Genomic DNA, 12430 nt, shown 5'->3' with positions numbered 1-12430 from the left:
TCAAATGAAACAACAATTACTTTTATTATTTTTGTTAATTACTATCCAATCATTCTCTCAAACCAAAAATCAATCTATTGGTTTTAAAGAAAATAAAGGTCAGATTATAGACCAAAAAGGAAAATCTAATACAGCTGTAAAATATCTGTTAAATACTAACGGACTTAATGTTCAATTAAGAAAAAGTGGTTTTTCGTATGATGTTTATGAAGTTAAAAAAACAGAAATAAAAGACCCGAGAAATCCCAGAGAAGAGTCTTCACATTTTCATAATAACCAAAAAGAAAAAGAGCCTGATTTTAAATTGGAATACACTTTTCATCGAATTGATATTGATTTTGTAAACTCAAATTCAAAAGTTGAGTTAGTTGCTGAACAAAAATCAAAGGACTTTGATAACTATTATAATGTAGCCAATAAACCAGAAGGAATTACTAATGTTCATCAATACAAAAATGTTACTTATAAAAATATTTACCCAAATATTGATGTTGTTTTTACAATTCCAGATGATCCTAAAAAGACAGTTGAATACAATTTTGTAATTCATCCTCAGGGAAAAATCTCTGATATTCAATTAAAATTTAATGGCGCAGAAACGGATTTGGTTGATAATAAAATCCAAATGAATGTTCGCTTTGGAAAAATGGAAGAAACACTTCCCGCCAGCTGGATTGAAGATCGAGGAAGTAAAAAGGAGATTGAGGTTGGATATATTAAGATTAAGAAAGATGTTTATGGGTTTTATTCACCAAATAATGTTTCTGATAAAACTATGATTATTGATCCCGTGCCAACTAGACTTTGGGGAACTTTTTATGGAGGAGAAGATTGGACAGAATCAAATACAATAGATAAGGATGACCTCGGAAATATTTATTTTGCAGGCAAAACTGCCAGTACTACAACTATCGCAACATTAGGATCTCATCAGTCTTCAGCAGGTTTTGTTAAATATCCTGGGCTAATTACTTGGGACGGATATATCGCAAAGTTTGATGCCAATGGAAATAGAATATGGGCAACTTATTATGGTGGAGATCGAGACGATGATATTAAATCTGTAAAAGTATCCAATAATAAAGATCTCATTTTTTGTGGAAATTCTAATAGCTCAAATAATATTTCTACTGTAGGTTCTTTTAAAGAAAATAAATCGGGATTTTATTCTGAAATGTTTTTAGGGAAATTAAATTCAAATGGTATCAGGCAATGGGCTACCTATTATGGAAATGATAATGGAATGACTTTTGCCAACACTGTCACATCTGATAATCAAAATTACATCTATCTTTCGGGCACAACTACAAGCGATGATTTCATTTCAACTCCAAATTCTTTCAAAGAAACAAGAATTGATAATAATAGTTTTGATGGTTTTTTAGCAAAATTTGACGCAAATGGAAATAGAATTTGGGGAACTTATTTTGGAGGAGAAAAAGATGATTCTTTTGAAGATTCATCAATAGATAAAGATGGAAATATCATATTGGTTGGTTATACTCTTAGTGAAACCGACATTGCATCTCCTAATTCATACCAACCTAATTATCATTTAGAAAATTTATCCTCCGCAGGAGATGGAATGATAGTAAAATTCAGTCCAAACGGGCAAAGAATTTGGAGTACGTACTTTGGAGATATCAATAGTGACTGGATATATAATGGTAAAATATATGGAGATAATTTGTACATAACAGGACAAACGGAGAACAATAATATTTCAACTCCAAATGTTTTTGAATCTACAATGAAGGTGACAGTTCGAAGTACTTATTTTGCAAAATTCAGCTTAACCCAGCAAAAATTAATTTGGTTAAGTTATTCCCAAGGTGCAGTTACATCTATTTACCCTAAAAATGATAATGAAATTTTCATTACTGGACAATCTACCTATGGATTTGATATCGCATGTTCTAATTCTTATAATCCTGTAAACTCAACATTTTCTGGATTCATTATAAAATTAGATGAAAATTGTCAAAAGTTATGGGGAACTTATTTTGGAAAAACAAGTCTTATTCGTGATCCTATAATCTTAAGCGAGGGAACAAATAATTTTTTTGTTACCGGAAATGATTTTAACAGTTCACCAGATAATAATATCACAAGTCCAGGGGCTTATATTGAGATTCCTAATGATAGTCCTCAGGGATTTTTAATGAAATTTCAGGATTCTGAACCTTCATCAAATCCTGTAATAACAAGCAACTCCCCCATCTGCATTGGCAATACTTTAGAACTCAAAGCATCAGGAGGAACTAATTATTTATGGACAGGTCCAAACGGATTTACATCAACAGAACAAAATCCAACAATTGCAAATGTAACTATAGCTAATAGTGGAGAATATAATTGTTTAATTACTGGAACAGGCAGTTGCGATGACACTAAAAAAATCACTGTAGTTATTGTTAATACTGCTCCACCAACAGGAAATGTTAGCCAATCTTTTTGTTCAGCACAAAATCCAACAATTGCTAATATTGTAGTTACTGGACAAAATATAAAATGGTATGATGCAATAAGTAATGGCAATTTATTACCTGAAACCACAAATCTTGTGAATGGACGCACCTATTATGCTTCTCAAACAGAAAATAATTGCGAAAGTCCAATATTTGGAATTACCGTTTCTGTTGTAAATACACCTTCTGCTCCAACTGCAAACAGAAATCAATCTTTCTGCAAAAATGAAAATGCTACTTTAAATAACATTCAAATTGTTGGACAAAATATCAAATGGTACGATTCTAATGTAGCAACTATATCTTTAGCAACAACTACTCTATTAGAAAATAACAAAACCTATTATGCCTCTCAAACTATTGGTTGCGAAAGTGACAGAATAGCCGTTTCAATTCAAATCAATGATACGGCTTTGCCAACTGCCAATACCATTCAACAATTTTGTATCGATGAAAATGCAACAATAACTGATTTAAACATAACTGGAACAGAGTTGAAATGGTACGATTCAGCAACGAATGGAAATATTTTAAATAGTACAGATTTATTACAAAATAACACTTATTACGCATCACAGACATTAAACAATTGTGAGAGTCAAAGACTTGCCCTTAGTGTAAAAATTCAAGATACTCAAAACCCTATTACTGATTCTCCACAGGTATTTTGTATACAAAAAAATGCTTCAATAAGTAATATTAAAATTGACGGGCAAAATATTAAATGGTACGATGCTCAAACAGAAGGAATAAATTTATCTGAATCGACTCTTCTTGAAAACGGAATTACCTATTATGCTTCGCAAACCAATTCTAATTGTGAAAGTGAAAGAACCCCTATAACAATCCAAATTCAAGAAGCAAGATCAGCTGACTGCATCAATTTTACAGAAGAACTACCTTATCCAAAATTCTTTACTCCAAACGGAGATGGATATAACGATACCTGGACAATTGATTTTGCTTATTTAAAACCAAACACCGAAATAAGAATTTTTGACCGATTTGGGAAATTAATAAAAGTACTAAGGATTGATTCTTCTTGGGACGGAACTCTTAATGGTTACCCTTTACCTTCTTCAGATTATTGGTTTGTGGTAACCCGTGCTAACGGTGCTCAATTCAAAAGCCATTTTAGTTTGAAAAGATAAAAACAACAAAAAACAAAAGTCCGTAAAACACCATTTTGTTTTACGGACTTAGTTTGTATATTTTTTTTTCAAAAACTTCCTGTTACTTTATCTGTTTCAAAATCCAACTCGAAATTTCTTCTAAAGCTATTGGCGAAAAAGTCTGTTCGATAGTAGCATATTCATTGGGCGAACCTGTTTCGCATTCTTGAAATAAATGGTTTAGGGTTGATAGTTTTTTAATGGTTATATATTTATTTCCGCCTTTGGCCAAGGCATTTTTTATAGCTTCTAAATTTTCATTTGGAGGAACTTGTAAATCCTTTTCTCCATTAAGTGCCAAAACGGGGCATTTTACTTTTTCCAAAGCAACTGCTGGATCCAATTTTACAAAACCAATCATCCAAGGCGTTGTAACACTTCCTGCCAACACTTTAATTTGATCTCCACTTAATGTGTTTTCCAATTTTTGATTCAAATAGGTTGAAATTTTACTTTTGATCACGTCCTGACTCGCATCAGAATTCACAATAACATCATATGCTCCTTTAAAAATTTCTTTCGATTTTTGAATCTCATTTTCTGAAACTCCCATTTGTCTTTCGAGCATTTCTTTTTGCAAAAGCAACAATTGATCGCCACGTAGACCTGAACCTGCCAAGAGTACTACAAAATCAATCTCCTTTGAATTTTCCGCTACAAGCGGTGCAATGATTCCTCCTTCGCTATGTCCAACAAGCCCAATCTTGGTTTTATCGATCTCTCTTCGGCTTTGCAAATATGCAATTCCAGCCTGAACATCAGTAGCAAAATCAAAAGTCGTTGCGGTTTTAAACTCTCCAGTAGATTTAGCAGTTCCGCGATCATCAAAACGAAGTACAGCGATTCCTTTTTGAGTCAAATAATCAGCCAAAACCAAAAATGGTTTATGCCCAAAGAGCTCTTCATTTCGATCCTGAGGGCCACTACCACTAATAAGAATCACAGCAGGGAACTTGCCCTCTTTCTTGGGCAAACTCAATGTTCCTGATAAAACAATCTTATCTATTTTATTCTCAAAAGTTACCTCTTCGGTATAATACGGAAATGGTTCTTTGGGCTCTTGAGGTCTTTTGGCAACCTCTTTAACCAACTTTTCTCTCGATAAATCCAATGGAAAAGATTGACCACTTTGCGTAAAAGTCCCTATAACCACATTATGTGGATTCAACTCTCCTTCATAAACAATTCTGGCACTCGGAATCTCTAATTTCAAAATGTTGCTTTCAAAACTCGTTGTCGTAATCGGAATGTCTCTTGCGCCTTGATCTGGACTGTCCATCGTGGCACTATAGCCTTTATCATTTTTAATGATATTAAACTCCAATCGCAATTGCCCTCCTGGAACTTTCAAGAAACCATTCCACTGCCCTGTTATATCTTGTGCAAATGCATTCAAGGAAACCAAAATTGTCATTAAAACAAATACTATTTTTTTCATTTCATAAAAATTTAAATTAACCTACAAACTAATTAGAAATCTTATCTCTTTTTTCTATCTCCTTAAATACAATATAGGAATACACCATCGGAATAAAAGCCAAAATAGTAACAAACACTATAAAGACTGTCCCTAGAAATTCAGCTTCGAATAACAATGCTCCTAATACGATAAGTGATCCACCTATAAGCCAAAGTTTTCCAGCAAAAACATGCGTTAATTTCCATACTTCATTATTCTCTAAAGTCCAAGGTGTACGAATACCTAAAAAATAATTAGGCTGAATCACTTTGAAATAATTTCCCATTGCGATAAACAATATTCCGATTAAAACAAAAACAAAATTGGGACTCGAAAAAGATAAACTTTTAGAACAATAAATAACAAACAATGCCAGCACAGAAGCAAACAAAACGACTATAAACTTGATTTGATCAAACTTCCTTCCCATCAATGCAATTCTCTTTTTAGGGTCAATTTTTGGAATAATCAAAAACAGAACATATACAAAAACAGGAAACATAAAAGGTACTCCGATCAAAAATGTCTTGTCTCCCCAATGGTCAATATCGCCTTTGATACTCCAGTGAGTGGGAACTTTTTCTGGTAAAGTATTCCAAATAAAAGCTAAATAAATAAAAGGCAATAAAATTATTCCAACTAAAGGAAGTTCTTTTTTTAATTCAAAATTCATTTTTTATTTTTTAAAGGTTAGTATCCATTGCAAGACATCTTCCATAATGGTCGTATTTATAGAGTAAGTGATAAATTGCCCTTTTTTCTCGGAAGTAATCAAATCAGCTCGTTTCAAAAGATCCAAATGATGCGAGATACTTGGCTTCGAGATATGAAAAGCATCAGCAATTTCTCCAGCAGTTAAATCTTTTTGTTTTAAAAGCTCCAGAATTTCCCTTCTTGTAGCATCGTTCAATGCTTTAAATACAGCATTCATTTTTTAAAACATTTATATATTTAGACAAATATCTAAATACTTTTTAAATTTGCAAAAAAAATGGATAACAATTTTCATTGATATCCATTTTATAAAGTTTGTGAAAGACTTAAAACTTATGCTCCTGCTTGTTGATTACCAGCAGAGAAATTAACGAAATAAAAGCGGCAATCGTAAGATACATTCCTACAGCTCCAATACCGTACTTATCGGCTAGCCAAATTGCCGCCATTGGTGCAAATGCAGCACCCAATATCCCTGCCATATTAAAAGTTAAAGAAGCACCAGAGTAACGAACTGCCGTTGGGAACAACTCTGAAAGAAAAGTTCCTAAAGGTCCGTAAATAAATCCCATTAACGACATTCCAAGACACATAAAAGCTGTTATTAGAAATGTGTTTCCTGAACCCAAAAAGAACGGAAACGAAAAACCAAAAACGGCTATTACGATTGTAGTGTAAAGCAACATTTTACGACGCCCAATTTTATCGGCTGCCAAAGCTGATATTGGAATAAAAATGGCAAAAAACAAAACCGAAAACAATTGGATTAAAAGTGCATCACGATTAGAAAAACCTGAATTTTTGGTATTCCAATTCAGCATAAAAACGGTCATTAGATAAAAAACCAAGAAAGTTGTAATCGCTGCCAGAGTACCAAAAACTAATTGGTTTTTATACGATTTTATCAAAGTTAAAAAAGGGACTTTTACTTCTTCATGTTCTTTTTTCGAATTTTCAAAGGAAGGTGTTTCGCCTATTTTTGTTCGAATATAAAACCCTACTATAACCAAAAGAGAACTAGCAATAAATGGAATTCGCCAACCGTAATTCATAAAATCATCCGAACTCATAGAATCGGTCAATATCAAAAATGTCCCTCCAGAAAGTAGTAATCCTATCGGTGCTCCCAACTGCGGAAACATTCCGTACCAAGCGCGTTTGTGTGGTGGTGCATTCTCGATAGCGAGCAAAACCGCTCCTCCCCACTCGCCTCCAAGTCCAACACCTTGTCCAAATCGGCATAACATCAATAACATAGGTGCTAAAACTCCGATACTAGCATAACTCGGTAAAAAACCTATAGCAACTGTTGAAATCCCCATTGTTAATAAGGCTGCAACCAACGTAAACTTTCGACCAATTTTATCTCCATAATGTCCAAAAAAGGCCGAACCCAATGGACGCGATAAAAAAGCTATCGAAAATGTTGCTAAAGATTCTAAAGTTGCCATTGTTTTATCGGCACCTGGAAAAAACAATTGTGGGAACACCAATACTGCTGCATTGGCATAAATATAAAAGTCAAAAAATTCGATTGTGGTACCAATTAAGCTCCCAAAAAGAACATGTTTTAACGAGTTCTTTGGTTTTTGATTATTTTCCATAAAATAACTATTCTTTTTTTTGATTGCAAAAATAAACTTTCGTTGTTAAAAATGCACTCTTAGAAAAATTAGTTTCAATACCTTTTATATTTTTAACAAATTAAACAAAAACATATTTTAAAATTTCGTTACAACTTGGACTATCAAAAAAACAACTTTAATACTATTAAGACATAAAATAAAAACAAATCTTAAGCTATCGTTAAAAGCTTTTTAAACTATATATTTTCATTAAATTTACAGCTACCAAATAAAAAAATTATGCCAACCGACTGTATTAGCTATCAAAACTCAGGATATTTCACTTCATTGATGAACGATTATTTGAATCAAAAAAACGAATTAACCTCTCTATACAATCGATTTCCCTCTCTCGAAAACTTTGAAGCACAAATCGAAGAGAAAAAGGCAAATTTTAACACTACCAACAAAAGACAAATTCTAGTTTCTGTTTTAGAGCAGCAGTATTCGAACTTAAACGTTTCTCCTGAAACATTAAACAACATTAAACAATTAAACAGTCCAAACACTTTTACAGTTACAACTGGACATCAATTAAACCTGTTTAGTGGACCATTGTATTTTTTATACAAAATCATTTCGACCATCAATCTTTCCAATGAATTAAAGTCCAAATACCCAGAATATAACTTTGTTCCTGTATATTGGATGGCGACCGAAGACCATGACTTTGAGGAAATCAATTATTTTAGTTTTAAAGGAAAAAAATTCCACTGGAACAAAGAAAGTGCTGGTCCCGTTGGACGATTATCAACGGATGGATTGGATGATTTTCTGAAAATTTTCACTCAAGAAATCGGTCACAGTACCAATGCCGAAACCATCAAAAAGCTGTTTGAAGATTCATATATCAAACACAACAATCTTACCGATGCCACTCGACATCTAGCCAATTCTCTTTTTGGAGAATATGGCTTGGTCATTATTGATGCAGATAACAAAGATTTGAAGCGTATTTTTATTCCTTATTTGAAAGATGAATTACTTCGACAAACTTCTTTTAAATCTGTAACCGAAACCATTAAAAACCTAAAAGACTATAGCGTTCAAGTAAATCCAAGAGAGATTAATTTATTTTATATCGAAGATAATTTACGAAAAAGAATCATCTTGGATCCCGATAGTAATCAGGGAGAAATTTACAAAGTCAATCATACTCAAATTCAATTTACCGAAGCTGAAATTCTATCTTTATTAGAAAGTAATCCAGAAAAATTCAGCCCAAACGTGATAATGCGTCCGTTATATCAGGAAGTAATTTTACCCAATTTATGCTACATCGGAGGTGGTGGAGAAATAGCATACTGGCTAGAATTAAAATCCTTTTTTGATGCTGTAAATGTTACTTTTCCAATGTTATTAGTACGAAATTCTGTTCTGCTAACCACCAAAAAATTCAACAAAAAAGCTGACAATTTAAATCTAAGCTGGGCCGACTTGTTCTCTAAACAAGCCAATTTGATCAATCAAATCACCAATCGATTATCCGATTATCCAATCGATTTTGAAGAACAAAAAACAGCTCTACGAAAACAATTTGACACATTGTTAGAACTTGCAAATCATACTGACAAATCTTTTTTGGGTGCCGTAAAAGCGCAAGAAGTAAAACAAATCAAGGGATTAGAAAACCTTGAAAAAAGACTACTTATTGCTCAAAAAAGAAAATTCCATGACGAGTTACAGCGTGTTATCGACTTGCAAAACGAATTGTTCCCTAACCAAAGTTTACAAGAGCGTCAAGTCAATTTCTCAGAATTTTACTTAGAAAATGGAGAACAATTAATCCCTACATTAATGAACCAACTCAATCCTTTAGCTAACAACTTTAATATTATTGAATTGTACTAAATGATTAACCACTATAAAACCAAAACCCATGACCAAAGACCGCTTAATTTCTCTAGATGTATTTAGAGGATTAACTATTATGTTAATGACCATTGTAAACAACCCAGGAAGCTGGGCTACAATTTACCCTCCTTTACAGCATGCCGAATGGCACGGATGCACTCCAACTGACTTAGTTTTTCCTTTTTTTGTCTTTATTATGGGAGTTGCTATCTCATTTGCAATGCCAAACAAAACTTATGACAATTCGACTTTCAACAAAATTTTTACGCGCTCATTGCGTATGATTTGTTTGGGGATATTTTTTAATTTTTTTGGAAACATACAACTCTTCGGATTAGAAGGAATCCCATTGGTAATCGGACGATTAACAATTACAGCCTTAATCGGATATGCTCTCATGGGAAATTTTAATCCAAAGTTAAAAACATATTTGGCGATATCAATATTCGTAATTTATATAATTCTCGCCTACAGCGGAATCGAAGCCTATCAAAACGTTCGTTTACCAGGTGTTTTACAACGTATTGGGATTGTCTATTTTGTCACCTCCCTTTTATATCTAAAAACAACACAAAAAAACCAACTTATAGTTGCTATTACAATTTTGTTATGTTATTGGGGACTTATGACTTTGGTTCCTACACCTGGTTTTGAAATTACAAACCTAGAAAAAGGAACCAATCTAGCTGCTTGGTTTGACAATCTTTTCTTGAACGGACATATGTGGGAAGCTTCTAAAACCTGGGATCCTGAGGGGATTTTAAGTACTATTCCATCAATTGCTACTGGAATAATTGGATTGTTGATAGGACAATTACTCAATAGTGCTGCTTTGAAAACTGAAAAAGCAAAAAAAATGCTCCTTATCGGAATCATTCTTATTTGTTTAGGTCAAATTTGGAATTTTACTTTCCCTATCAACAAATCACTTTGGACAAGTTCCTACGTGTTATACACAGCGGGATTGGCTACAGTAACATTGTCTATTCTGTATTACTGTATTGATATATTTGATTGTAAGAAAGGAACAAAACTATTTCTAATTTGGGGTGTAAATCCGATGATTGTCTTTTTCTTATCTCAAATTATCCCTCAAGCTTTGGCAATGATTTCGATTCCTAATCCAGAAATACCAAACCACCAAACTAATCTTTTAGACTATCTATATGTTGCTGGAGTAAAGCCATTTTTTAGCAATCCTATGACTTCTTCATTAACATTTGCACTTATATATGTAGGCTTATGGTCGTTTGTTTTAGCTTATTTCTACAAAAAGAAAATGTACTTCAAAGTCTAACAACATACCAAAATCTATTGTTTTTGATTATGAATCTGATAATTCTCTAATTTTATTCGGTAAAAAAAGTATATTTTTGCATAAAATTTTAAAACATATACAAATGGCTACAAATAGAACTTTTACAATGATTAAACCTGATGCTGTTGCAAACGGACACATCGGAAATATATTAGCAATGATTACAAACGGTGGATTCAAAATCGTTTCTTTGAAATTAACACAATTGACAGTAGCAGATGCCAAAGCTTTTTATGCTGTTCATGCTGCAAGACCATTCTACGGAGAATTAGTAGAATTTATGTCAAGAGGACCTATCGTTGCTGCAATTTTAGAAAAAGAAAATGCAGTTGAAGATTTCAGAACTTTAATCGGAGCTACCAACCCTGCTGAAGCTGCTGAAGGAACTATCCGTAAAGCTTACGCAACTTCTATCGGAGAAAATGCCGTTCACGGTTCAGACAGTGACGAAAACGCTGCTATCGAAAGTGCTTTCCACTTTGCTGGAAGAGAGCAATTTTAATAAGTTAGCAGTTTTCCCTTTTTAGTAATCAGTAAAAAACTAAAAAAAGTTAACTCAAATTCACAAAGATCCCATTCACTTGAATGGGATTTTGTTTTATTTGATTATTTCAGAGATTTCCTCTTTAAAATTGTTTTTTATTTCACCTCCATAAACCAATTTAGTCTCTAAAATTTTCTTTAACAATTCAAAATTACTATGATAAAAACTAGAAATACTCGCTATTCTTCTTTCATTTTTAATAATAAAAATTGACTCAGACACTCCCAATTTTCCAGATTCAAATAAATTCACAAAATTATCAATTTCTTTAAAATCGTACATTTTAGATTTACCAAAACCAAAATAACGATTAACAATTATACCTTCATTATCAATCTTTACTTTATAAGCCCTCGTTCTAATTGCTGTTAACCAAAATGAGATAACAAATAACAAAAATAAAATAGGCAAAACCATACCTGCCTTTGGCGATGTATAACTAAGATAAATCACCAAAACTGGCAATACCGTTAAATATGAAATTAGAACAATTGGTAAAAATTTAAATTTAGAATCCATAATTACAACTAACAATTAACGAAGTACCACATCCCTTACCACATCTCTACGCAATTCTTCATTAATCATTTTGATGATTTTAGATTTTCCGTGACTTAATTCTTCACGCAAAACCGCCGATGTTAACTGAACATACAATGTCGAGCCTTTCAGAACTACATTTTGGGTATAACTATTAACTCCATTGCCCATCAAATTGCGCCAAGCCTCACGCACATCTATATCATCCATTCCTGCTTGAAGTTTATTTACCTCAATAATTTGCTTCAAAATATCTCCAACACTACTTTGATTATTTAGTCTTTTTGCCATAATCATCAAGCTTTACAGGCTCTGCTTTTTTATAATGATACTCTTTTTCTTCTTTATTTAAAACCACCATTTCGGTAGCTGTCAAAGTCAATACTTCCTCACTCCATTTCATATAAGGGGTACTATAATCCAAAAACGTTTGGTCTCCAACAAATCGCATTTTAACATTTTCAAATGTATTGTTAACCAAGAAAGTCCCATCCAATTGTGGCATCACTTTTTTTCGAACTCCCGAATTATTTTTTCCAACCTGAAAATAATCAAACGATTCGTTCATCCCGTATTCTTTGGTCTCACCATCTTTAAAAACTACCTTTTCAATCTCCCAATATCCATTTATTTTAGCAACATCTTCTGAAGTAATTTTCTGTTTACAACTCACCAACAAAAGTGCTATCAGTAAAACACTAATAATTTTTTTCATACTATATTATTTTAATTTTTT

11 protein-coding genes are annotated in these 12430 nt (G+C 32.7%); 4 read left to right on the top strand and 7 right to left on the bottom strand.

Annotated elements, in window-relative coordinates; all coding sequences use genetic code 11:
- The first annotated feature begins 4 nt into the window (after positions 1–4).
- Positions 5–3619 (top strand): DUF7948 domain-containing protein, encoded by a 3615-nt coding sequence (locus tag ABEB18_RS16225; protein ID WP_348800384.1) that lies wholly within the window; start codon positions 5–7, stop codon positions 3617–3619.
- Between the two features lie 82 nt (positions 3620–3701).
- On the opposite strand, the gene ABEB18_RS16220 is transcribed toward ABEB18_RS16225, so the two are convergent.
- The 4 genes from ABEB18_RS16220 to ABEB18_RS16205 all read right to left on the bottom strand — a co-directional run bounded on the left by ABEB18_RS16220 (position 3702) and on the right by ABEB18_RS16205 (position 7417).
- Positions 3702–5078 (bottom strand): alpha/beta hydrolase family protein, encoded by a 1377-nt coding sequence (locus tag ABEB18_RS16220; protein WP_348800383.1) that lies wholly within the window; start codon positions 5076–5078, stop codon positions 3702–3704.
- A gap of 28 nt (positions 5079–5106) precedes the next feature.
- Positions 5107–5772 carry an SdpI family protein gene (locus tag ABEB18_RS16215; RefSeq protein ID WP_348800382.1) on the bottom strand — a complete coding sequence of 222 codons (666 nt, stop codon included), beginning with the start codon at positions 5770–5772 and terminating at the stop codon, positions 5107–5109.
- A 3-nt stretch (positions 5773–5775) separates the two neighbouring features.
- A complete protein-coding gene (locus ABEB18_RS16210; RefSeq protein ID WP_348800381.1) occupies positions 5776–6030 on the bottom strand; it encodes an autorepressor SdpR family transcription factor in 255 nt (84 codons plus the stop codon).
- Between the two features lie 109 nt (positions 6031–6139).
- On the bottom strand, positions 6140–7417 hold the full coding sequence (locus ABEB18_RS16205) for an MFS transporter (RefSeq protein WP_348800380.1): 1278 nt from the start codon (positions 7415–7417) through the stop codon (positions 6140–6142).
- Between the two features lie 261 nt (positions 7418–7678).
- On the opposite strand from ABEB18_RS16205, the gene bshC reads away from it, so the two are divergent.
- The 3 genes from bshC to ABEB18_RS16190 all read left to right on the top strand — a co-directional run bounded on the left by bshC (position 7679) and on the right by ABEB18_RS16190 (position 11112).
- Positions 7679–9289 carry a bacillithiol biosynthesis cysteine-adding enzyme BshC gene (gene bshC / locus ABEB18_RS16200; protein ID WP_348800379.1) on the top strand — a complete coding sequence of 537 codons (1611 nt, stop codon included), beginning with the start codon at positions 7679–7681 and terminating at the stop codon, positions 9287–9289.
- Positions 9290–9317: 28 nt separating this feature from the next.
- A complete protein-coding gene (locus tag ABEB18_RS16195; RefSeq protein ID WP_348800378.1) occupies positions 9318–10589 on the top strand; it encodes an acyltransferase family protein in 1272 nt (423 codons plus the stop codon).
- Between the two features lie 103 nt (positions 10590–10692).
- On the top strand, positions 10693–11112 hold the full coding sequence (locus ABEB18_RS16190) for a nucleoside-diphosphate kinase (RefSeq protein WP_348800377.1): 420 nt from the start codon (positions 10693–10695) through the stop codon (positions 11110–11112).
- 96 nt (positions 11113–11208) lie between these two features.
- Here the strand turns inward: ABEB18_RS16190 and ABEB18_RS16185 are convergent, their stop codons facing one another.
- The 3 genes from ABEB18_RS16185 to ABEB18_RS16175 are packed head-to-tail and all read right to left on the bottom strand — an operon-like array spanning position 11209 to position 12409.
- On the bottom strand, positions 11209–11673 hold the full coding sequence (locus ABEB18_RS16185; protein WP_348800376.1) for a hypothetical protein: 465 nt from the start codon (positions 11671–11673) through the stop codon (positions 11209–11211).
- Positions 11674–11688: 15 nt separating this feature from the next.
- On the bottom strand, positions 11689–11985 hold the full coding sequence (locus ABEB18_RS16180) for a DciA family protein (RefSeq protein ID WP_348800375.1): 297 nt from the start codon (positions 11983–11985) through the stop codon (positions 11689–11691).
- Positions 11966–12409 carry a hypothetical protein gene (locus ABEB18_RS16175; RefSeq protein WP_348800374.1) on the bottom strand — a complete coding sequence of 148 codons (444 nt, stop codon included), beginning with the start codon at positions 12407–12409 and terminating at the stop codon, positions 11966–11968. Before ABEB18_RS16175 ends, ABEB18_RS16180 begins: the two co-directional genes overlap by 20 nt.
- Between the last annotated feature and the right edge of the window lie 21 nt (positions 12410–12430).

The sequence above is a fragment of the Flavobacterium adhaerens genome (genome assembly GCF_040045115.1).
GTDB classification, from domain to species: Bacteria; Bacteroidota; Bacteroidia; order Flavobacteriales; family Flavobacteriaceae; genus Flavobacterium; species Flavobacterium adhaerens.
Note: the sequence above shows the minus strand (reverse complement) of the source record. Positions and strands in the feature narration are given on the sequence as shown.

What these genes read in the sequence shown, in the direction of transcription:
- ABEB18_RS16220 (WP_348800383.1), bottom strand. Translation starts at nt 5,078, where the DNA reads ATGAAAAAAATAGTATTTGTTTTAATGACAATTTTGGTTTCCTTGAAT.
- ABEB18_RS16210 (WP_348800381.1), bottom strand. Translation starts at nt 6,030, where the DNA reads ATGAATGCTGTATTTAAAGCATTGAACGATGCTACAAGAAGGGAAATT.
- ABEB18_RS16215 (WP_348800382.1), bottom strand. Translation starts at nt 5,772, where the DNA reads ATGAATTTTGAATTAAAAAAAGAACTTCCTTTAGTTGGAATAATTTTA.
- ABEB18_RS16205 (WP_348800380.1), bottom strand. Translation starts at nt 7,417, where the DNA reads ATGGAAAATAATCAAAAACCAAAGAACTCGTTAAAACATGTTCTTTTT.
- ABEB18_RS16190 (WP_348800377.1), top strand. Translation starts at nt 10,693, where the DNA reads ATGGCTACAAATAGAACTTTTACAATGATTAAACCTGATGCTGTTGCA.
- ABEB18_RS16195 (WP_348800378.1), top strand. Translation starts at nt 9,318, where the DNA reads ATGACCAAAGACCGCTTAATTTCTCTAGATGTATTTAGAGGATTAACT.
- ABEB18_RS16175 (WP_348800374.1), bottom strand. Translation starts at nt 12,409, where the DNA reads ATGAAAAAAATTATTAGTGTTTTACTGATAGCACTTTTGTTGGTGAGT.
- ABEB18_RS16180 (WP_348800375.1), bottom strand. Translation starts at nt 11,985, where the DNA reads ATGGCAAAAAGACTAAATAATCAAAGTAGTGTTGGAGATATTTTGAAG.
- ABEB18_RS16185 (WP_348800376.1), bottom strand. Translation starts at nt 11,673, where the DNA reads ATGGATTCTAAATTTAAATTTTTACCAATTGTTCTAATTTCATATTTA.
- ABEB18_RS16225 (WP_348800384.1), top strand. Translation starts at nt 5, where the DNA reads ATGAAACAACAATTACTTTTATTATTTTTGTTAATTACTATCCAATCA.
- bshC (WP_348800379.1), top strand. Translation starts at nt 7,679, where the DNA reads ATGCCAACCGACTGTATTAGCTATCAAAACTCAGGATATTTCACTTCA.